Genomic DNA, 20407 nt, shown 5'->3' on the forward strand with positions numbered 1-20407 from the left:
GAAAGATGGCAGTTGCTATGACCTGTGTCATAGTGTACGAATGTATACAACATGTCCCGGAGGGGGCTATCCACTAGAAGATGAGTCATCAGGAGGATCGGCATGGCAAGACCATTGAGAATGGGGATCTTCGCCGTAGTGGTTGTGGTGGTGGCGGCGATCGCGTTCGTCAACGCGGCATCCAGCGGCGGAGTGAGCACAGCCCGCAGTAAACTCACCCTCATCGCGCCCGCGGCCCCCGGCGGTGGCTGGGACGGTTTCGCACGTGAGGCCCAGCACGCATTGCGCGGCAACGGCATCGTGAACAACCCGCAGGTGGTGAACATCCCCGGCGCCGGTGGGACCATCGGCCTCAGCCAGTTCGTTCAGGAGGAGGGCCGCGAGGACCTGATGATGGTCACGGGCGGGGTGATGGTCGGGGCGATCGAACTCGCCGGCAACACCGTCACCTTCGACGACGTCACCCCGCTGGCGCGTATGGCCGACGACTACGCCGTCCTCATTGTCCCCGCCAACTCCCAGTACGAAACCCTCGACGACTTCCTCACGGCCTGGTCCGCGGATCCGGGCGGAAACTCCATCGGTGGCGGTTCCCTCGGTTCCATCGACCACCTCCTTGGCGGCCTCCTGGCTCTCGAGCTGGGGATGGATCCCAAGGACGTCAACTATGTCGCCTACTCCGGTGGCGGCGAGGCCCTGAACTCCCTGCTCTCCCACACCACGGCTGCCGGCATCTCCGGCTACAACGAGGTGCGCGACCAGATTGAGGCGGGCAACCTCCGGGCCCTGGCCATCTCCTCCGAGGAGCGGTTGGAGGGGTCCGACGTCCCCACCTTCATGGAGCAGGGCGTGGACGTGTCGATGTCCAACTGGCGTGGCCTCGTCGCCCCGCCGGGCATCACCGATGAAGCCCGTGATGAGCTGCTGGCCATCATTGAGGAATTGCGCAACACACAGGAATGGCAGGACGCAGTCAAGAGGAACAGCTGGATCGACACCTACCAGACAGGTGAAGAGTTCCAGGCCTTCCTCGACGAAGAAGTAGAGACCGCACACCAGGTTGTGAAGGAGCTGGGACTATGACACAGATAGATCAGGAGACCGGCCGCCGTGAGCCGGTCAACCCCGAGAGGATCGAGGAGACCTCGACCCTCGGCAGAGCGTATTCCCGGTGGGGCTGGTTCTCCGGGCGCAGTGAACTCGGTTTCGTCGCCCTCATCCTCGTGGTGGCCACCGGCCTGCTGCTGGGCACCCTGGGTATGGAAGTGCTGGGACAGTCCCGGCCGGGGCCCCAGTTCTTCCCGGTGGTCGTGGCCATCATCCTCTATGCTGCGGCAATCGCGATCACCGTTTCCGTGGTCACCCGCCCCACCCTCCCCGATGGTGAGCCTCACCCGGGGCGCGGCAACTTTTCCGCTGATCTGCTCATCGACATCTCCGACGTCGGTGAGGAACGGGTCCGCCGCCGCTACAGCAAGTACACCGACGACTACGCGACTTACTCGGACTGGCGCACAGTAGGAATGGTGGTCGGTGGCATCGTCCTGTTCATTCTGATCCTCCACCCGGTCGGCTGGATCCTCAGCGCCACCGCCCTGTTCTGGATCGTCGCCCGGGCTCTGGGCTCCCGGCGACCCCTCATCGACCTCGGCGTCGCGCTGCTGTTCGCCTCCGTCATCCAACTCGCGTTCAACGCCGGACTCGGCCTCCCACTGCCTCCCGGCTTCCTGGAAGGACTGCTCTGATGGAACAACTCTCTCTCCTGATGGAGGGCTTCGCCAACGCGATCACACCCATGAACCTGCTCTGGGTGCTCATCGGAGCTCTCCTCGGCACCGCGGTCGGTGTGCTTCCCGGACTCGGCTCCGCCATGGCGGTCGCCCTTCTGTTGCCCATCACCTTCTCCTTGGACGCCACCGGAGCGTTCATCATGTTCGCCGGTGTCTATTTCGGTGGGTTGTTCGGTGACTCCACGGCCGGCATCCTCCTGAACACGCCAGGCAACTCCTCCGCCATCGCCTCCACCTTCGAGGGGCACCGGATGGCGCGGAACGGACAGGCGGCCAAGGCACTGGCCACCGCAGCGCTCGGCGCCTTCACAGGTGGCCTCATTGCCACGGTCCTGGTCGTATTTTTCGCCCCGACGCTCGTCCGCCTCGCCACGCTGTTCGGACCTGCCGAATACTTCGCCCTGGCCGTCGGTGCCTTCCTCGCGATCTCCGCAGTTGTCGCCGAATCCGTGTTCCGCGGCCTCGCGGCCCTCGCCATCGGACTGGCACTGGTCCTGGTCGGTGTCGACGGGCCGAGTGGCACCTCCCGCTTCACCTTCGGCAACCCCGAACTCTTCGACGGCATCTCCATCATCGTCATCACCGTCGGACTACTTGCCCTGGGCGAGGTCCTGCGGGTGGCTTCCCGCATCCACCGTGAGGAGAGCCCCATCCAAATCCAACCGAAGGGCTTCGCCCGCCTGAGTCTGAAGGACTTCCGCGCGGCATTGCCGGCCTGGCTGCGCGGCACCGCCTTCGGTGCCCCCTTCGGTCTCATCCCTGCCGGCGGTTCCGAGGTCCCGACCTTCCTCGCCTACGGAACAGAGAAGCGCCTGGCCAAACGATCCGGGGACACGGAATTCGGCACCACCGGTTCGATCAAGGGCCTGGCCGCACCGGAAGCCGCCGGCAACGCCACTGCCGGCACCGCTATGGGTGCCCTCCTGGCACTCGGCCTGCCGACCTCCGCCACCGCCGCCATCATGCTCGCTGCTTTCCAGCAGTACGGCATGCAGCCCGGCCCTCTGCTCTTCGAACGCAGCGGTGACATGGTGTGGGCTCTGCTGGCCTCGCTGTTCATCGGCCTGGTGGTGCTACTCATCCTCAACTGGTCATTCGCCCCGATGTGGGCCAAGCTGCTACATATCCCGCGGCCCTATCTCTATGCGGGTATCACCATCCTGTCCATGCTCGGCGTCTACGCCATCAGCTCCTCGGTCTTCGACCTCTGGCTGGTGTTGGGCCTGGGGCTGCTCGGTTTCATGATGCGCCGCTACAATATTCCCGTGGCCCCGGTGCTCATCGCCGTTGTCCTGGGGCCCCTGGCGGAGACGGAGCTGCGCCGGGCCCTCGCGGTTTCCGAGGGGGACCCCTCGATCCTCGTGTCGAGTCCCTTCACCCTCGCGGTCTACGGCATCCTCACCATCACCCTGGTGGTCAGCGGAGTGCAGCACGTGCGTCACCGTTGGCTGAAGGCACAGAAACAGGAGGATGAGGCTGAGCCGGGGGTCCCGGTCGAAGCAACCCCCGCCCAGTAGCAGAGGGGACAGCAGTTCACGCAGGGGATCCGTCACGGGTCCCCTGCTCCGTTGTTTCTCCCGGCATCCCACCGACCCCGGAAACAGAAAGCTTCCCCGCCAGGACTCGAACCTGGAAAGCTGGTACCAAAAACCAGAGTGTTGCCGATTACACCACGGGGAACCGCACACTTGATGCGCACGATCAGCGTACCCGACAGTCGGCTGGGGGCTAAACAGCGGCTCAGGATAGGCTGTGAGACATGGTTCGACAGCGGATGACGGGCAAGGAACGCCGGGAGCAGCTCATTTCGATCGGCCGCGAGGTGTTCGCCGAGCGGGGTTTCGAGGGCTCGAGTGTGGAGGAGATCGCAGCCCGCGCCGGGGTATCCAAACCGGTCGTCTACGAACACTTCGGCGGCAAGGAAGGCCTCTACGCCGTGGTGGTGGACCGGGAGATGATCAGCCTGGAGAAGATCATCACCGAGGCACTGTCGTACGGCCGCTCCCGGGTGCGCATCGAGCAGGCCGTCATCGCCCTGCTGACGTACGTGGAGGAGGAAACGGACGGTTTCCTCATCCTGGTGCGGGATCTGGTGCCGGGCCAGGACCAGTCCTATGCCACGCTGCTGAACACCGCGGTGGGGCAGGTCTCGCACATCCTGGGGGATTCCTTCACCAGGCAGGGGCTGGACCCGGAGGTGGCGGTCCTCTACGGCCAGGCGCTGGTGGGCATGGTCTCCATGACCGCCCAGTGGTGGCTGGATGAACGCGAACCCGCCAAGGAGGTCGTGGCGGCGCACATCGTCAACCTGTGCTGGAACGGGCTGGCGGGAATGAAATCCGCACCGACGTTGTCGGATGGGGTCCAGGAACAGCTGCGGCAGGCAGGGGAGAAGTAGATGGTGCAGAAGACTCCGGCGATGCTGGCTGGCCTGCTCAAGGTCGCGGCGACGGATCCTAAACTCAAGGGCATGGTCGCCAATGTCGGCCAGCGCCGGCTGCACCTGACCGGTATCGACCAGGTCCGGCCCTGGGTCGTGGGGACCCTGGCGCACCACGCGCCGGTGCTGCTGGTCACCGCCACCGGCCGCGAGGCGGAGGACCTCACCGCCGAGCTGCGCGCCATGCTGGGGGAGAAGGTCGTCTGGTTCCCGTCCTGGGAAACCCTGCCGCATGAACGGTTGAGCCCCGGCGTGGACACCATCGGACAGCGCGCACGCGTGCTCGACCTCATCGGCAGGGGAGAGGTCTCCGTCGTGGTCACCGCCGCCCGCGGTTTCTGCCAGCCCCTGCTGTCGACCGTCGAAGGCCGCGAACCGGTCGTGCTCAGGGAGGGCGTGGAGCACGACTTCACGCAGCTGACGGAGGAGCTGGTATTCCGCGCCTACAGCCACGTGGACATGGTGGCCCGGCGCGGGGAGTTCGCCACCCGCGGCGGCATCCTCGATATCTTCCCCACCACCGCCGACCATCCGGTGCGCGTGGAGTTCTGGGGGGATGAGGTCTCCGACATCCGCCAGTTCGCCGTCGCCGACCAGCGTACGGACCCGGACGTCGAAGTCGGGTCGGTGGAGATCTACCCGGCCCGCGAGCTGCCCATCACCGAAAAGATCGCGGAGCGGGCCGCGGAACTGGCGCTGAAGCATCCCGGTAACGCCGCTCTGGTGGAGCTGCTGACGAAGATCTCCGACCGCATTCCGGCGGACGGGATGGAGGCGCTGATCCCGGCGCTCGTCGATACGCGCATGGTCACCCTGCCGGAGCTGATGCCGGAGCAGACCCACATCGTGCTGGTGGGCCCGGAGAAGATCCGCACCCGCATCGCCGACCTGGAGGCCACCGACGCGGAGTTCCTCGCCGCCGGCTGGGAGGCCGCCGCCATGGGCGCCTCGGGCCCCATTGCCGCCGAAGGCCTGGATCTCGAGTCATCCTCCTACCGGTCCTATGAATCCCTGCAGGTCACCGCGGAGCAGAACGCCCTGCCCTGGTGGACTTTCTCGCCGACTGGCATGTTCGAGGCGGATGACGCGGAGACCCTGCCCCTGGACTTCGAACCCGGCCCCACCCCGCGTGGCGACGCCACCCAGATCGCCGCGATGATGTCGCTGCTGCTCGCACACACCACCGACGGCGGCCGCGCCGCCTTCATCGCCCCCGCCCACGGCGCGATCAAACGCATGGTGGACCGTTTCGCGGAGGCCGGCATCCCGGCGAAGGTGGCCACCCCGGGTTGGGAACCCTCACCCGGTGAGGTCACCCTCTACCAGGCACTCAGCCACGCCGGCGTGGTCTTCCCGAAGGTGCGCAAACACCGTGACGGGGCCGCGCTGCCCCTGGTCGTGATCACCGAGACCGACCTGACCGGCAACCGCGTCGGCGACATCGCCGGCGCCAAGCGGCGCCCCGCACGCAAGCGCAACCGCGTGGATCCGCTGGCGCTGAAGACCGGTGACTTCGTCGTGCACGAGACCCACGGCATCGGCCGCTTCCTCAAGATGGCGGAGCGGACGATCCACGCGGGCGATGAGACGTCGAGACGCGAGTACATCGTCCTCGAGTACGCGGCGGCGAAACGCGGGCAGCCCGCAGACCAGCTGTGGGTGCCGATGGACTCGCTCGACCTGCTGAGCAAGTACTCCGGCGGGGAATCACCCACCCTGTCGAAGATGGGCGGCTCCGACTGGAAGAACACCAAGAAGAAGGCGCGTGCCGCAGTCCGGGAGATCGCGGGCGAACTCGTCGAACTCTACGCCAAGCGGCAGGCCGCGCCGGGCCATGCCTTTGCGCCGGACAACCCCTGGCAGAAGGAGATGGAGGACAACTTCCCCTTCATCGAGACCGAGGACCAGATGCTGGCCATCGACGCGGTGAAGGAAGACATGGAGTCGCATGTCCCCATGGACCGGGTCATCGTCGGTGATGTCGGCTACGGCAAGACCGAGGTGGCGGTGCGTGCCGCCTTCAAGGCCGTGCAGGACGGCAAACAGGTCGCGGTGCTCGTGCCCACCACACTGCTCGCCCAGCAGCACCACTCCACCTTCGAGGAGCGCATGACCGGCTTCCCGGTGACCATCCGTGGCCTGTCCCGTTTCACCTCCACGGCGGAGTCGAAGGAGATCATCGCGGGGCTGTCCGACGGCAGCGTGGACATCGTCATCGGCACCCACCGGATCCTGCAGACCGGTGTGCACTGGAAGAACCTCGGGCTGATCATCGTGGACGAGGAGCAGCGCTTCGGCGTCGAGCACAAGGAACACATCAAGGCCCTGCGCACCAACGTCGATGTGCTCACCATGTCGGCCACCCCGATCCCGCGCACCCTGGAGATGTCGATGGCCGGCATCCGTGAGATGACCACCATCCTCACCCCGCCAGAGGACCGCCACCCCGTGCTCACATATGTGGGCGCACAGGAGGACAAGCAGATCGCCGCGGCCATCCGCCGCGAGCTGCTCCGCGACGGCCAGGTCTTCTTCATCCACAACAAGGTCGCTGACATCGAGAAGAAGGCCCGCGAGCTGCGCGACCTTGTACCGGAGGCGCGCATCGTCATCGCCCACGGCCAGATGGGCGAGGAACTGCTGGAGAAGACCGTCCAGGGATTCTGGGACCGGGAATTTGATGTGCTGGTGTGCACCACCATCGTGGAGACCGGCCTGGACATCGCCAACGCCAACACCCTCATCGTGGAGAACGCCCACCACATGGGCCTGTCCCAGCTGCACCAGCTGCGCGGGCGCGTGGGCCGGTCCCGGGAACGCGGTTACGCCTACTTCCTCTACCCGAAGGGCGCCACCCTCACCGAGACCTCCTATGACCGGCTGGCCACCATCGCCCAGCACAACGACCTCGGTGCCGGCATGGCCGTGGCCATGAAGGACCTGGAGATGCGTGGCGCCGGCAACGTCCTCGGTGCACAGCAGTCCGGACACATCGCCGGCGTCGGCTTCGACCTCTACGTCCGCCTCGTCGGCGAGGCCGTGGAGGCCTATAAGGCGCTGGCCCGGGGTGAGGTCATCGACGCCACCGACCAGGGACCGAAGGAGATCCGCATCGACCTGCCCGTCGACGCCCACATCCCCGAGGCCTACATCAACTCCGAGCGCCTGCGCCTGGAGGTCTACCGCAAGCTCGCGGCCTCCGCGACGGAGGTGGACCTGCGCCTGGCGGTCGAGGAGATGGAGGACCGTTTCGGCCCCGTCCCGGAGCCGGTGTCCATGCTGCTGGCCGTGGCACGCCTGCGCCACCAGGCCCGTAACGCCGGAATCTCCGACATCATCGTCCAGGGCACCCGCATCAAGGTCGGCCCCGTCGACCTGCCGGACTCGAAGCAGGTACGCCTCAAGCGGCTCTTCCCGGGTTCGAACTACCGGGCCGCCGCCAAGGCCATCCAGCTGCCCTTCCCCAAGGCCAGCCGCGGTGCAGGCCAGCCCAACCTGCGCGATGTGGAGCTGCTGCAGTGGATGGCGGACTTCCTCACCGCCATGTTCGAGGCTGAGGAGACCGATGTGACCGGCGGTGCGAAGCCGGATCCGGGGAAGGCGAAGAAAAAGCGGGTGTTCAGCATCAGCGAATAGGGGTGGGTTTTCTCTCCCAGTACGGTCACCACCGGTGGTAGCTTCAGATCAGGCGCCGTTCTCGGGCGACGGTGATTGCTGCTGTCCGGTTTTCCACGCCGAGCTTCTGATAGATGTGTACCAGGTGGGTCTTTACCGTTGCCTCGGAAATGAACAGCGATCTGGCTAATTCCCTGTTCGATGCCCCGGTGGAGAGTGCCTGGACAATCTCGATCTCCCGCGCCGAGAGCGCCTGCTGCGGTTTGTCCACCCGCTCCATGAGTGCTGCGGCCACCTCCGGGGAAAGCGTGCGACGACCCTCGGCGGTGGCGATCACTGCGTCATGGAGCATCTGCTCGGGTGCATCCTTGAGCAGATAGCCCAGAGCGCCTGCCTCGATGGCCGCCACGATATCAGCCTCCGTGTCATAGGTGGTCAGGATCAGCACCGGTGGGCCACCGGCCTCCCTGAGTTTTCGTGCGGCGGTGATCCCGTCCATGGCGGGCATCTGGATGTCCATCACCACCACGTCAACCTCCTCGGCCGGTGTCAACGCAGCCTGTCCGGTAGCCCCCTCGGCCACCACGGTGATGTCAGTGAAGCTGTCCAGGATCGTGCGCAGTCCGGCGCGGACCACCGGGTGGTCATCGATGAGCATCACGCGGATCATCAGATCTCCTTCTGGGATGAGCGGGCAGATGTCAACGGAATCTGTATCGCCAGCACGGTGCCTTCCCCCGGTTCGGATTCGATCGTGAGATGACCGCTGAGCGCAGCCAGGCGCCGGGACAGGCCCTGCAGACCATAGCTGTTGGTTCCCACGGTAGCCGGATCGAATCCGGCGCCGTCGTCGAAGACATCCAGGGTCAGTTCCAGGTCCCATACCGCCAGGGTGACCACCACGGTGTCCGCGGCAGCGTGTTTGACCACGTTCGTGAGCGCTTCCTGGCACGCCCGTACTACTGCGGTGGCGACTGTTTCCGGCAGTTCCCGGTGCACGTCGCCGGCCAACTGCAGCGAGATCAGCGGGGCCTTGCCCAGAGCCTGCTGCCGATCCTCGACCCTGCGGATGACCTCCCGCAGAGCGGTCGGCAGATCAGCAGCCAGGGAAGGGGCGGCGAGATCGCGGACGAAGCGACGTGCCTCCGCGAGATTATCGCCCGCCGCCCCTTCGATCGTCTCCAGCTGCTGGAAGGTGACTGCCGCATCACCCTGACGCAGGCTGTTGGCGGCGGCCCGGGAAACCAGCAGAATCGAGGATAACCCCTGGGCCACGGTGTCATGGATCTCCCGGGACAACCGCTCGCGCTCCTCCAGCCGACCCGCCTGGTGTTCACTCAAGGCCAGTTCCTCGCGGGTGGTGCGCAGCTGCTCGGCCACCTGCTGATGGTGGCGGGCCTCCGAGTGCAGGGCGCGGTAGGTGTAGTAGGCGGCCACGGCGAAAACCGCTCCGATCAACGGGCCGATAACCGCGGAGATCCCCCACCCCTCCGGATGCAGGAGGGCGGGGCCGAAGGCCGCGACCGCCCACAGCACCACCACCGCCATCAGTCCCATGCCCCGCGACAGCAGGTGAAGAAAGAGGAATACCAGCGGAAAGAGCAGCCAGACGAAATCCGGGCTGTAGAAGACCAGTCCGATCCACAACACCGTCACCGCCACCAACCACCATGGTGCACTCGACAACGGGTTGAGCGGGGTGTGCCCCCGGGCAAACCGGCCCTCCCAGAGGGTGCCCAGCAGATAGACCACCGCCAGGGTGCAGGCCAGCGGCAGCACCGGGGTGGTGTTCACGCGGACCCAGTCGTCGGCGAGGTAGCGCAGCAGTCCGAAGGCCAGCAGAAACGCGAACATCATATGCAGGGCCACCCGCAGCAGCAACAGCAGCTGCACCAGGGGGCGGGTGGAATCGGCGCCTGAAGCTGCGGTGGTGGCCGGGTCTGCGGTGCTCACAGCACCTCAGGCTAGTCCAGCACCGGGGTGAACCCAATCAACCGGATGGATGACCCGGGGTTCAACGAGATGCCCGATGTATGTGCTGACCTGGGTGAAGACAATGGGAACCAGCAGGCAACCGATCTTTCAACCAGGGAAGGCACCGTACATGTTTCTCGGTCTCCGTGACCTCGTCCACGCCAGAGGGCGGTTCACTCTCATTGGCATGGTGGTGGGACTCATCACTCTCCTGCTGGTCATGCTCACCGGCCTGACCGGTGGACTAGGCCAGCAGAACACCTCCGCCCTGGAAGAACTGGACCCCGGCCGCTACGTATTCGCCGCCACCAACCCGGGCGCAGGGGAAGTGGAAATCTCCTTCACCGACAGCCAGGTCAACAGCGAACTGGTTGAGCAGTGGCAGACCATGAGCGGAATTGACACGGTCGTGCCCCTCGGTGCCACCCAGACCCGCCTGGAGGCCACCGGGACATCATCAGTCGCGGTGCTCGGTCTACCCACCGGCACGCAGGTGCCCGGCGGTGAGCAGATCGGCGAGGGCGTCGTCCTGTCCGGGTCGATTGCGGAGGCGCAGGGCATCACCGTCGGTGAGACCGTCACCCTGGGCGGCCGGGATGTGGCAGTCACCGGGATCACCACCGATGAGTTCTACTCCCACAGCCCCGTGGTGTGGGCGGACACTGGCACCTGGACGGAGGTGGCGCATGTCGGCAACGGTGTCATCGGCACGGTGCTGATGGTCGACGGCTCGCTGGACAAGGATGCCTGGGACGCTGCGGCAGCCACCACCGGTACCGCGGCCGTGAGCACCAGGGGAGCGTTTGCCGGTCTGCCCGCCTACAGCTCGGAACAGGGCTCACTGGTGGCCATGCAGGGCTTCCTCTACGTAATCTCCGCGCTGGTCACCGTCTCCTTCCTCACCGTCTGGACCATCCAGCGCACCCGCGACCTGTCCATCCTGCGCGCCCTCGGCGCCTCCGGGCGCTATCTGCTGCGCGACGCCCTCGGCCAGTCCGCCGTCATCCTGGTGATCGGCACCCTCTCCGGGGCCCTCCTCGGCTGGGGCCTGGGCACCGCGGCCGGACAGGCCGTCCCATTCGAATTGAACGTGGCCAACGTGGCCGGCCCCGCCGTCGGCATCTGGCTGCTGGGAATCCTCGGCGCCTTCTTCGCCACCCGCAGGGTTTCCCGGGTTGACCCCCTGATCGCACTCGGAGGTAACGCATAAATGTCCCTCGCCACCGCCCTCAAGACCCAACTGGAGATCGTCGACGCCCGGGTGGTCTACCCGGACGGCACCGGAACCGTAACCGCCCTGGGCGGGGTGTCCATGACCGCCCGCACCGGTGAGATGACCGCCATCATCGGCGAGTCCGGTTCCGGCAAGTCCACCCTGCTCTCCGTCGCGGCAGCGCTGGTCTCCCCCGACTCCGGCACGGTGACCGTTGCCGGTGAGCGCGTGGACGGCCGCGATGAGACCGAACGGGCCCGTATCCGCCGCGAGCACATCGGTTTCATCTTCCAGCAACCCAACCTCGTCGCCTCACTCAGTGCCCGCGATCAGCTCCTGTTGACTGACCACATCCGGGGCGTGCGCGGTAAGCAGCTGCGCCGTCGTAGTCAGCATGCTGATGATCTTCTCGACCGCGTGGGACTGGGTGGATTCGGCAATCGCCGGATGCACCAGCTCTCCGGGGGCCAACGCCAGCGTGTCAACATCGCCCGGGCGCTGATGGGGGAGCCTGAACTCCTGCTCGCCGATGAACCAACCTCTGCGTTGGACCATCAGCTCTCCCACGAGATCGTGGACCTGCTGCGCTCCCTGACACTGGACCTCGGTTCCGCCACAGTTATGGTGACCCACAGTCGCAGTCTGCTGCCGGCGATGGATCATGTCGTCGAGATCTCCGACGGCCGTATACTGCCCGGAGCCGGGTGTTAAGCGACCTCCACCTGCCGGGGACCTCCCTCCCGAGCACGTGCCCGTGCCGGGCGAACAACGGAAAAAACCGGTTCCCTCACGGGGAACCGGTTTCATCATTTGGGGGCAGGCTTATTCGCCGAGTCCGGACTGTCCGACGGCGATCATGCGCTCCAGCGACTGACGGGCGGCGTCGGCGGTCTCCGCCGGGACATCCACCTCATCGGTGCCCAGCGCGAGGGCACGCAGCAGGGCCGCCGGGGTGATCATCTTCATGTAGCTGCAGGAAGCGCGTTCATTGACCGGCTGGAAGTCGATCTCGGGGGCGGTCTGGCGCAGCTGGTGGAGCATACCCACCTCGGTGGCCACGAGCACGGTGCCGGTGCCCTGGTTCTTGGCCTCGTCGATCATCTGGCCGGTGGAGAGCAGGTGGACGCGGTCGGCGTCGACGAGCCCCTCGCCGGCGAGGTAGATGGCGGAGTTCGCGCAGCCGCACTCCGGGTGGATGTAGAGGTCCGCATCCGGGTTCGCCTCGGTGATCTCGACGAGGTCGCGGCCGGAGATGCCGGCGTGGACGTGGCACTCGCCGGCCCAGATGCGGATGTTCTCCCGACCGGACTCGCGCTTGACGTGCGCACCGAGGAACTGGTCCGGGTTGAAGAGGATCTCCTTGTCCGCCGGCAGGGAGTTGACGATGTCCACCGCGTTGGAGGAGGTGCAGCACACGTCGGTCAGCGCCTTCACCTCGGCGGTGGTGTTGACGTAGGAGACGACCAGCGCCTCAGGGTGCTCGTCCTTCCACTCCTGCAGCTGCTCGGCGGTGATGGAATCAGCCAGGGAGCAGCCGGCGCGCTCATCGGGGATGAGGACGGTCTTCTCAGGAGAGAGGATCTTCGCGGACTCGGCCATGAAGTGGACGCCACAGAAGACGATGACGTCGGCGTCGGTGGTCGCGGCGATACGCGACAGACCGAGGGAATCACCCGTGAAGTGGGCGATGTCCTGGATCTCCGGGATCTCGTAGTTGTGGGCGAGGATGACGGCGTTGCGTTCGGCGGCGAGACGCCGGACCTCGGCAGCCCATTCCTCATCCGCCTCGAGACCGGTCCAGCCTTCGGGACCGTCGACAATCTTGTCGAGTAGCGGTGATGCGAGCGGTGACAGTTTGTTGACCACGGTTGGTTTCTCCTGTTAGCCGGGTGAGACGGGACAATTATCACAGACAACCACTCGCCGGAGGAAATATATCTCCACCCGGGGAATCTCAGAGGGTCAGTGCACCCTGCGCCAACCCCCACACGGCGGCGACCGCGGCCGCGACAATGACGGTGACCACAACCCACTCGAAACGGTTGAACACCCGTTCGTTGGCCTGCATCCGGGTCAGCACATAGGGGATCAGCCCCGGGAGGACCGCCAGGGCACCGAAGAGCAGGTAGGTCAGGTCAGCAGCGTAGAAGAGCCAGCCGGCGTAGACGAGGGCCACAATGCCGATGAGCAGGTGCCGGCGGTTGTCCCGGGCGGGTACGTCGGGACCGCTGTCGTCGAAACGCTCCCCGGCGTGCGGGTGGACGATGCCGCGCCCGCGGGCGGCGAGGAGCACCAGATACAGGGCGGAGAATATATAGGGCACGAGATAGAGGACGGTGGCCAGCTGCACCATGGAGACGTAGGCCGTCTCATTGAGGAAGAAGACGATTACCGTGAGCTGGATGACCACCGTGGAGGTGAGCTGGGCGGCCCACGGGGCCCCGGCGGTGTTGACCGCGCCGAGACGCCGCGGCAGAAGACCGTCGAAGGCCATCAGCGCAATGGGCTCCGCGCACAGCATCTGCCAGGAGACGTAGGCCCCGAGTACGGACAGACACAGACCCAGGGAGATCAGCGCCGCACCCCAGGGGCCGACGACCACCTCAAGGACGGAGGCCATCGAGTTGTCGGGCAGCGCGGCCAGCTCCTCCTGGGTGAGCACGCCGTAGGACAGGGTGGACACGCTGACCAGGAGGGCGAGGACGGTGAGGAAGCCGATGATGGTGGCCCGTCCGACGTCCCGCCGGGTCCGGGCCTGCTTGGAGTACACCGATGCACCCTCCACCCCGATGAAGACCCACACGGTGAACAGCATGATGCCCTGCACCTGGTCGAAGACGGAGGCGGTGGAACCACCGGTGGACCAGAAGTCCAGGGTGAAACGTTCCCAGCTGAAGCCGAGGAAGGCGACCAGCACGATGAACGCGCCGATGGGCAGGAGTTTCGCCACCGTGGTCACCGCATTCATGAACGCCGCCTGCTTCACACCCCGGGAGAGCACGGCGAAGACGAGCCAGGTCATGGCGGAGACCGCCAGCATCGTCGGCACCGGATGCTCCGGGCCCAGCCCCGGCACGTAGTGGCCGAGGGTGTTGAAGAAGAGGGTGGCGTAACCCACCTGGGCGATCACCGAACCCAACCAGTATCCCCAGCCTGAGGTAAAACCGATGTAATCACCCAGCCCCGCCCGGACATAGGAGTACACACCGGAATCGAGGTGGGGTCTGCGCACCGCGAGGGTCTGGAAGACGAAGGCGATGGCGAGCATGCCCACTCCCGAGACCACCCAGCCGATCAGCGTCGCACCCGGGCCAGCGGCCGAGGCGACGTTCTGGGGGAGCGAGAAGATGCCGGAACCGACGGTGGAGCCGACGATCAGGGCCACCAGGCTCCACATGGTCACGGTATGCGTGCGCTTCGTCGTCACAGGTTCACTCTAGCGCCGGGGTGCGGAGGATTTAGGATGGGTCGCATGACTGTCCTGCTTCTCGACGACCGCTGGCCCACCCTCATCCCCCTCGAGGCGCACGGCCGGCTCGGCGGCCCCGTGGAGTTCACCGAGGAGGTGCCAGTCCGCGTCCGCTGGAGCCTCGGGGATTTCATCCCCGCGCAGGGCCCCGGGGTGCTGGTGAGCACCAATGACGCCAACCCGCGGGTGCGCGCCCGCGTCCGGGCCGGCGAGCCCGTCATCGTCGCGGAATCGCGCCGGGACCCCGTGCACACGGCGGTGCGGGTGATGGAGCGGGCCTGCTCGGTGGGGGAATGGGAGTCAGCCCAGACCCACCGTTCCCTCCTGCCATACCTCGCCGAGGAGGCGCAGGAGTTCGCCGCCGAGGTGGTGGCCTGGGAGCAGGACGGGGATGAGCAGGCCCTCAAGCGGGAACTCGGTGACGTGCTGCTGCAGGTGCTCTTCCACGCCGAGATCGCCGCCCGCCGGGGTGCCTTCGACTTCGGCGATGTGGCGCAGAGTTTCGTGGACAAGCTGCGCTCGCGTTCGCCCTACCTCTTCGACGGGACCCGCCGGGTGGTGCGGATGGAGGAGCAGGAACGGTTGTGGGCACAGGGAAAGGCCCGGGAGAAGGAGCTTCCCCCGGGCCTGTGAGCTGGGTCAGGCGACAGCCGTTAGTTCAGTGTGGCGGACAGGCCCTGCAGGAGGTCCTGGATGTTGTCGATGTCCGGGATGGAGCTGCCCGGGAAGAGCTCCGGGTCCTTCTTGACCGTGCCGCACGCGACGGCCTTGTCACCGATCTGCTCCGCGAACTGGGCGCTGACCAGGTAGGTGGCCGGATCGGTCACGGTGAAGGGCTTCGCTTCGTCGCGGACCTGCTTCACCAGGTCGGAACGGGTGGTGTTGCCGTCAATGGTGAAGACAGTCTTGAGGAGGGGGTCAGCCTGGCCGCAGGGGGTGTTGGCGATGCCCTGGCTGACGATGGCGTTGAGGTCACCGAGCTGGGCGGAGGCGGCCGGGGCGAGACCCACGACGGCGATGGCGGTTGCGGCGACGGTGGCGAGGGTACGGCGGAGCATGCGGGCACCTTTCAGGTGTGGACAGTTGTCCCCGGCATTATAGGTTTCCTGTGGGGCGGTTGTGACGAAAGTGGCAATTTAGGGTGAAGTGCGGGGGTGACGGTCCCGCCGCGGGTCCTGCTTCCCGGATGCCGTAGGATCGTCCTCCATGAGTGGTGGTGTCAGACGGGTGATGGGCTGTGGCCTGGGAGTGGTTCTGGCGATCATCATGGTCATATCCCTCATCGCCTGGCTGCTGTCCTTCCTGGACATCTCCGGCCCGGCCCGGCAGCTCCAGCCGGTTCCGCCCGACGTTCCGCCCGCGGCCGGTGCCGAGGTTCCGGTCATCGACATCCACGCCCCCGGCCGCACCAGCGACAAACTGGATTTCTGGGCGCAGCCGCTGGCCGGGACCACAGACATCCCCGCCCCCGCCCTGCGCGCCTACGGCAACGCCGAGCTCATCGCGGGTGAGGCCTGGCCGGGCTGCCAGCTGAAATGGAACACCCTGGCCGGCATCGGCTGGGTGGAGACCCGCCACGGCACCTACTCCGGCAGCTACTTCGACCGCAGCGCCATCAATGAACTCGGTTTCGCGGAACCGCCCATCATCGGCATCCCCCTCGACGGCGGCCCCGGGGTGGCCGAGATCCGCGACACCGACGGCGGCATGCTCGACGGTGACACTGAATTCGACCGCGCCGTGGGCCCCATGCAGTTCATCCCCGAATCCTGGAGGCGCTACGGCCGCGACGCCAACGGTGACGGTGTGGCCGACCCGCACCAGATCGACGACGCCGCCCTCGGCGCCGCCAATCTGCTGTGCGCCGGCGGCCGGGACCTGTCCACGCCGGAGGGCTGGAGCGAGGCCATCTACTCCTACAACCGTTCGCAGGAGTACCTCATCAACGTCCGGGACGCCGCCGCCTCCTACGCCCTGAACCAGCCGGCCCGCTAGAACTGGGGCAGGGGGTGGCCCGGGTAGGCGATTTCAGCCCCGGAACACACGGGTTGGTGGCCCCTCCCGGTGGGTTTTCTGGAACAATCAACGGGGGCGCGTGGGCATGCCGCGCGCAACTGCTGACGTATGCACACCCCAAGATGGCTTTAGGAGGCCCAAAGTGGCTGACATCATTCACGTTTTCGCCCGAGAGATCATGGATTCCCGTGGCAACCCGACCGTCGAGGCCGGCGTCGTCCTCGATGACGGTACCCTCGCCACCGCCGGCGTCCCCTCCGGCGCCTCCACCGGCGTCCACGAGGCACATGAGCTGCGTGACGGTGGCGACCGCTACCTGGGCAAGGGTGTGCTGAAGGCTGTCGAGAACGTCAACGAGGAGATCGCCGACGAGCTGGCCGGCCTCGAGGCCGACGACCAGCGCCTGATTGACATGGCCATGCTGGAGCTGGACGGCACCGACAACAAGTCCCGCCTGGGCGCCAACGCCATCCTGGGCGTGTCCATGGCCGTGGCCCGTGCCGCCGCCGAGTCCGCCGGCCTGCCGCTCTACCGCTACATCGGTGGCCCGAACGCGCATGTCCTGCCGGTGCCGATGATGAACATCATCAACGGTGGCGCCCACGCCGACTCTGGTGTCGACGTCCAGGAGTTCATGATCGCCCCCATCGGATTCGACTCCTTCTCCGAGGCACTGCGCGCCGGCGCTGAGGTCTACCACGCGCTGAAGTCCGTGATCAAGGACAAGGGCCTGTCCACCGGACTGGGCGACGAGGGCGGTTTCGCCCCCTCCGTCGACTCCACCCGCGAGGCACTGGATCTGATCCTGGAGGCCATCAAGAAGGCCGGCTTCGAGCCGGGCAAGGACATCGCGCTCGCGCTCGACGTGGCCTCCTCCGAGTTCTTCAGGGACGGCAAGTACCACTTCGAGGGTGGCGAGCTGAACGCTGAGGAGATGGCCAAGGTCTACGGTGACCTGGTCGACGAGTACCCGATCGTCTCCATCGAGGACCCGCTGCAGGAGGACGACTGGGAGGGCTACGTCTCCCTGACCGCCGCCATCGGCGAGAAGGTCCAGATCGTCGGCGATGACCTCTTCGTCACCAACCCGGTCCGTCTCCAGGAGGGCATCGACAAGAAGGCCGGCAACTCCATCCTGGTCAAGGTCAACCAGATCGGTACCCTCACCGAGACCTTCGACGCCGTCGAGCTGGCGCACCGCTCCGGCTACACCTCCATGATGTCGCACCGCTCCGGTGAGACCGAGGACACCACGATCGCCGATCTGGCCGTCGCCCTCAACTGCGGCCAGATCAAGACCGGTGCCCCGGCCCGATCCGACCGTGTGGCCAAGTACAACCAGCTGCTGCGCATCGAGCAGGAGCTGGGTGAGGCAGCCGTCTACGCCGGCCGCTCCGCCTTCCCGCGCTTCAAGTAGCGCCCGCCTGCCGACGCCCCGGCCGCACCGTGGAATACACGGTGCGGCCGGGGCGTCCCCTATCATTGAGGACCTATGGCGCCCGAATCCTCCTCCCGTTCCCGGCACACCGTGCCGGTGGTCACCCGTGCCGCCGATCTTCAGCCGCGCCGCCCGAAACGACCGAAGGTGCGCCTGAGCACCGCGGAGATCGGCGTCCTGGTGCTGGTGACCATCCTGGTGCTGGTGACCATCGCCGTACCACTGCGCAACTACTTCCAGAGCCGCTCCGAGATCGCCCGCCTCAACGAGGCCATCGTGGCGAAGGAGGCGGAGAAGGAACGCCTGCTGACCGAGATCGAGAAATATGAGGACGAGGCCTATGTCCGGGAGGAGGCCCGGCGCCGCCTCGGACTCATCGAACCAGGTGAGATCGCCTTCCGCGTCATCGACCCCGGCATGGAGACGGACTCCACGGTGACCACCTCCGCGGAGAAGCTCATCGAGGAGCTCAGCTGGTACCAGATCCTGTGGGATTCCGTCGCAACCCCGCCCGCAGACGACCCCGGTGGCGTGCTCATGGAAGAATGATCGCCATGACTGTCAACGATGCAGATCTGGCGGCCGTCGAGAAGCAGCTCGGACGTGCACCACGAGGAGTCCTGGACATCTCCTACCGCACCCCCGACGGCGCACCCGGCGTGGTGAAGACCTCACCCAGGCTCCCCGACGGCACCCCGTTCCCCACCCTGTACTACCTCACCGACCCGCGCTTGACCGCCGAGGCCTCCCGCCTCGAGGTCGCCCACGTGATGAAGTGGATGGAGGAACGGCTGGCCGCAGACGAGGCCCTGCAGGCCGACTACCGCGCCGCACACGACCACTACCTCGCCGAGCGCAACAAGCTCGACGACCTGGGCACCGATTTCACCGGCGGCGGCATGCCTGACCGGGTCAAGTGTCTGCATGTGCTCATCGCCTACGCACTCGCCGAGGGGCCGGGGCGCGTCCGCTTCGGCACCGAGGCTGTGGCCCTGGCCGCCGACCGCGGAGCACTGCGCGGCACCGCCGTACCGGCCGACTGGCCCACCTGCGGGGAACTGGGCTTCGATGCCCACCAGTTCGACGAGCTCTACCAGGAGGCCGCCAAATGACCCGTGTGGCGGCCGTCGACTGCGGCACCAACTCCATCCGCCTGCTCATCTGCGACATCGTCGGCGGCGTCACCCGTGAGGTCACCCGCACCATGGAGATCGTCCGGCTCGGCCAGGGTGTTGACGCCACCGGGGAACTCGACCCGGAGGCACTCGCCCGGACCCGCGCAGCGCTCGAGCGTTTCGTCGGGATCATGGAGTTTGAGCAGGTCAAGGCAGTCCGTATGGTCGCCACCTCCGCCACCCGGGACGCGAGCAACCGGGACGAGTTCTTCGCCATGACCGCCGAACTTCTCGGCCGCATCACCCCCGGGGCCCGGGCCGAGGTCATCTCCGGGGAAGAGGAGGCCGCCCTGTCCTTCCGCGGCGCGATCACCGACCTTGACGCCTCCACCGGCCCCTTCTGCGTCATCGACCTGGGTGGCGGTTCCACCGAGTTCATCGTGGGCACCGCCGAGGGCGAGGTACTGGGTGCGCACTCCACACAGATGGGCTGCGTGCGCATCACCGAGCGCATCATGCGCTCCGATCCGCCCACCGAGACCGAGACCGAGATTGCGGCGGAGTACATCGCCGAACGGCTGGCGGATGCAGTCAAGATCGTGCCCATCGCCAAGGCCCGCACGATCGTCGGGGTGGCCGGCACCTTCACCACCCTCTCCGCCCTCGCCCAGGGTCTGGAGACCTACGATCCGCAGGAGATCCACGGTTCCGTACTGCGCTTCTCCGCCCTACGGTTGCTCACCCGCGAGATCCGGCACCAGACCTCGGAGACGCGTGCCCTCAACCCGGTCGTGCACCCCGGGCGTGCGGACGTCCTCGGCGGTGGCAGCATGGTCGTCGAAGGCATCATGGACATGCTGGAGAAGGAGACGAAGACCGACAGCTTCGTCATCAGCGAGAAGGACATCCTCGACGGCATCGTCGCCGGACTGAAGGACAGGATCGGGGTCTGACACAGGTGTTGTCTCCGGCCAGGTCCGTCTACCGGTGGGCATCCTGGGCCAGCGCCGTGTGCGGCGCCCACGTCATCGCCTATCTGCTGGGCACCCTGCCGCGTACCCTCGCAGAACTCGGACTGCTGTACCTGTTGCCGGGTTACCTGGGCATCGTCTTCTGGGCGGTGGCCTTCGGCACCGGTCTGCTGGAGAAGGTCGGTCCCCGACTGATGCTGCGTGGCCACATCCTCAGCGGCGCAGGCATGGGCCTGGTTTTCGTCTGGTCGGTCGCCGCACGCAACATGGACCTGCTCGTTCTCGTTCCCGCGGCCTTCGGAATTGGACAACTGCCTGTCCTGTGGGCCCTGCTGACCGGACACCGACGGGGTATGACCTAAAATA

General features: G+C 66.5%; 19 protein-coding genes and 1 tRNA gene. 14 read left to right on the forward strand and 6 right to left on the reverse strand.

Features of this window, described 5'->3' with window-relative positions:
* Positions 1 to 102 precede the first annotated feature (102 nt).
* From NYP18_RS03440 to NYP18_RS03450, 3 genes are read left to right on the forward strand one after another with little or no spacing between them, the layout of a single operon-like run.
* On the forward strand, positions 103 to 1083 hold the full coding sequence (locus NYP18_RS03440; protein ID WP_259426786.1) for a Bug family tripartite tricarboxylate transporter substrate binding protein: 981 nt from the start codon (positions 103 to 105) through the stop codon (positions 1081 to 1083).
* Positions 1080 to 1745, forward strand: coding sequence for a tripartite tricarboxylate transporter TctB family protein (locus NYP18_RS03445; protein WP_259426787.1), 666 nt, complete (start codon positions 1080 to 1082; stop codon positions 1743 to 1745). Before NYP18_RS03440 ends, NYP18_RS03445 begins: the two co-directional genes overlap by 4 nt.
* On the forward strand, positions 1745 to 3307 hold the full coding sequence (locus NYP18_RS03450) for a tripartite tricarboxylate transporter permease (RefSeq protein ID WP_259426788.1): 1563 nt from the start codon (positions 1745 to 1747) through the stop codon (positions 3305 to 3307). The genes NYP18_RS03445 and NYP18_RS03450 overlap by 1 nt, the downstream gene beginning before the upstream one ends.
* A 91-nt stretch (positions 3308 to 3398) precedes the next feature.
* Here NYP18_RS03450 and NYP18_RS03455 read toward each other — a convergent pair.
* Positions 3399 to 3470, reverse strand: a tRNA-Gln gene (locus NYP18_RS03455).
* 79 nt (positions 3471 to 3549) lie between these two features.
* Here NYP18_RS03455 and NYP18_RS03460 point away from each other — a divergent pair.
* Both NYP18_RS03460 and mfd read left to right on the forward strand, forming a co-directional pair.
* On the forward strand, positions 3550 to 4188 hold the full coding sequence (locus NYP18_RS03460) for a TetR/AcrR family transcriptional regulator (protein WP_259426789.1): 639 nt from the start codon (positions 3550 to 3552) through the stop codon (positions 4186 to 4188).
* Between the two features lie 21 nt (positions 4189 to 4209).
* Entirely contained in the window at positions 4210 to 7866 is a 3657-nt protein-coding gene (mfd, locus tag NYP18_RS03465; RefSeq protein ID WP_259427117.1) for a transcription-repair coupling factor, read from the forward strand.
* Positions 7867 to 7909: 43 nt separating this feature from the next.
* On the opposite strand, the gene NYP18_RS03470 is transcribed toward mfd, so the two are convergent.
* Together NYP18_RS03470 and NYP18_RS03475 are read right to left on the reverse strand one after the other, a co-directional pair.
* Positions 7910 to 8515, reverse strand: a complete 606-nt coding sequence (locus NYP18_RS03470) for a response regulator (protein ID WP_259426790.1) — start codon at positions 8513 to 8515, stop codon at positions 7910 to 7912.
* Positions 8515 to 9798 (reverse strand): sensor histidine kinase, encoded by a 1284-nt coding sequence (locus NYP18_RS03475; RefSeq protein ID WP_439648046.1) that lies wholly within the window; start codon positions 9796 to 9798, stop codon positions 8515 to 8517. Before NYP18_RS03475 ends, NYP18_RS03470 begins: the two co-directional genes overlap by 1 nt.
* A gap of 151 nt (positions 9799 to 9949) precedes the next feature.
* On the opposite strand from NYP18_RS03475, the gene NYP18_RS03480 reads away from it, so the two are divergent.
* Together NYP18_RS03480 and NYP18_RS03485 are read left to right on the forward strand one after the other, a co-directional pair.
* Positions 9950 to 11029: an ABC transporter permease gene (locus NYP18_RS03480; RefSeq protein ID WP_259426791.1), complete on the forward strand. Its 1080-nt coding sequence runs from the start codon at positions 9950 to 9952 to the stop codon at positions 11027 to 11029.
* Complete coding sequence (locus tag NYP18_RS03485; RefSeq protein ID WP_259426792.1) at positions 11030 to 11743, forward strand: ABC transporter ATP-binding protein; 714 nt, start codon at positions 11030 to 11032, stop codon at positions 11741 to 11743.
* 111 nt (positions 11744 to 11854) lie between these two features.
* On the opposite strand, the gene nadA is transcribed toward NYP18_RS03485, so the two are convergent.
* Positions 11855 to 12853 carry a quinolinate synthase NadA gene (nadA, locus tag NYP18_RS03490; protein WP_500784491.1) on the reverse strand — a complete coding sequence of 333 codons (999 nt, stop codon included), beginning with the start codon at positions 12851 to 12853 and terminating at the stop codon, positions 11855 to 11857.
* A gap of 133 nt (positions 12854 to 12986) precedes the next feature.
* Positions 12987 to 14459, reverse strand: coding sequence for an amino acid permease (locus NYP18_RS03495; protein WP_259426793.1), 1473 nt, complete (start codon positions 14457 to 14459; stop codon positions 12987 to 12989).
* Positions 14460 to 14504: 45 nt separating this feature from the next.
* Between NYP18_RS03495 and NYP18_RS03500 the strand changes: the two genes are divergently transcribed.
* Complete coding sequence (locus NYP18_RS03500; protein WP_259426794.1) at positions 14505 to 15134, forward strand: MazG nucleotide pyrophosphohydrolase domain-containing protein; 630 nt, start codon at positions 14505 to 14507, stop codon at positions 15132 to 15134.
* Positions 15135 to 15154: 20 nt separating this feature from the next.
* Here the strand turns inward: NYP18_RS03500 and NYP18_RS03505 are convergent, their stop codons facing one another.
* Complete coding sequence (locus tag NYP18_RS03505; protein WP_259426795.1) at positions 15155 to 15559, reverse strand: hypothetical protein; 405 nt, start codon at positions 15557 to 15559, stop codon at positions 15155 to 15157.
* A 148-nt stretch (positions 15560 to 15707) separates the two neighbouring features.
* Between NYP18_RS03505 and NYP18_RS03510 the strand changes: the two genes are divergently transcribed.
* The 6 genes from NYP18_RS03510 (at position 15708) to NYP18_RS03535 (ending at position 20403) form a co-directional block, all read left to right on the forward strand.
* Positions 15708 to 16496 (forward strand): lytic transglycosylase domain-containing protein, encoded by a 789-nt coding sequence (locus NYP18_RS03510; protein ID WP_259426796.1) that lies wholly within the window; start codon positions 15708 to 15710, stop codon positions 16494 to 16496.
* Positions 16497 to 16659: 163 nt separating this feature from the next.
* Complete coding sequence (gene eno / locus NYP18_RS03515; RefSeq protein WP_259426797.1) at positions 16660 to 17934, forward strand: phosphopyruvate hydratase; 1275 nt, start codon at positions 16660 to 16662, stop codon at positions 17932 to 17934.
* 75 nt (positions 17935 to 18009) lie between these two features.
* A complete protein-coding gene (locus tag NYP18_RS03520; RefSeq protein WP_259426798.1) occupies positions 18010 to 18504 on the forward strand; it encodes a septum formation initiator family protein in 495 nt (164 codons plus the stop codon).
* A gap of 5 nt (positions 18505 to 18509) precedes the next feature.
* Positions 18510 to 19067, forward strand: coding sequence for a DUF501 domain-containing protein (locus tag NYP18_RS03525; protein ID WP_259426799.1), 558 nt, complete (start codon positions 18510 to 18512; stop codon positions 19065 to 19067).
* Positions 19064 to 20023, forward strand: a complete 960-nt coding sequence (locus NYP18_RS03530; RefSeq protein ID WP_259426800.1) for a Ppx/GppA phosphatase family protein — start codon at positions 19064 to 19066, stop codon at positions 20021 to 20023. Before NYP18_RS03525 ends, NYP18_RS03530 begins: the two co-directional genes overlap by 4 nt.
* Positions 20024 to 20031: 8 nt before the next feature.
* Positions 20032 to 20403, forward strand: a complete 372-nt coding sequence (locus tag NYP18_RS03535) for a hypothetical protein (RefSeq protein ID WP_259426801.1) — start codon at positions 20032 to 20034, stop codon at positions 20401 to 20403.
* The last annotated feature ends 4 nt before the right edge of the window (positions 20404 to 20407 follow it).

Source organism: Corynebacterium lemuris, assembly GCF_024919295.1.
GTDB lineage: Bacteria > Actinomycetota > Actinomycetes > Mycobacteriales > Mycobacteriaceae > Corynebacterium > Corynebacterium lemuris.

Bases quoted from the DNA above. Each gene is read 5' to 3' on its own strand.
- NYP18_RS03440 (WP_259426786.1), top strand. From the start codon at position 103: ATGGCAAGACCATTGAGAATGGGGATCTTCGCCGTAGTGGTTGTGGTG.
- NYP18_RS03445 (WP_259426787.1), top strand. From the start codon at position 1,080: ATGACACAGATAGATCAGGAGACCGGCCGCCGTGAGCCGGTCAACCCC.
- NYP18_RS03450 (WP_259426788.1), top strand. From the start codon at position 1,745: ATGGAACAACTCTCTCTCCTGATGGAGGGCTTCGCCAACGCGATCACA.
- NYP18_RS03460 (WP_259426789.1), top strand. From the start codon at position 3,550: ATGGTTCGACAGCGGATGACGGGCAAGGAACGCCGGGAGCAGCTCATT.
- mfd (WP_259427117.1), top strand. From the start codon at position 4,210: ATGCTGGCTGGCCTGCTCAAGGTCGCGGCGACGGATCCTAAACTCAAG.
- NYP18_RS03470 (WP_259426790.1), bottom strand. From the start codon at position 8,515: ATGATCCGCGTGATGCTCATCGATGACCACCCGGTGGTCCGCGCCGGA.
- NYP18_RS03480 (WP_259426791.1), top strand. From the start codon at position 9,950: ATGTTTCTCGGTCTCCGTGACCTCGTCCACGCCAGAGGGCGGTTCACT.
- NYP18_RS03485 (WP_259426792.1), top strand. From the start codon at position 11,030: ATGTCCCTCGCCACCGCCCTCAAGACCCAACTGGAGATCGTCGACGCC.
- NYP18_RS03500 (WP_259426794.1), top strand. From the start codon at position 14,505: ATGACTGTCCTGCTTCTCGACGACCGCTGGCCCACCCTCATCCCCCTC.
- NYP18_RS03505 (WP_259426795.1), bottom strand. From the start codon at position 15,559: ATGCTCCGCCGTACCCTCGCCACCGTCGCCGCAACCGCCATCGCCGTC.
- NYP18_RS03510 (WP_259426796.1), top strand. From the start codon at position 15,708: ATGAGTGGTGGTGTCAGACGGGTGATGGGCTGTGGCCTGGGAGTGGTT.
- NYP18_RS03520 (WP_259426798.1), top strand. From the start codon at position 18,010: ATGGCGCCCGAATCCTCCTCCCGTTCCCGGCACACCGTGCCGGTGGTC.
- NYP18_RS03525 (WP_259426799.1), top strand. From the start codon at position 18,510: ATGACTGTCAACGATGCAGATCTGGCGGCCGTCGAGAAGCAGCTCGGA.
- NYP18_RS03530 (WP_259426800.1), top strand. From the start codon at position 19,064: ATGACCCGTGTGGCGGCCGTCGACTGCGGCACCAACTCCATCCGCCTG.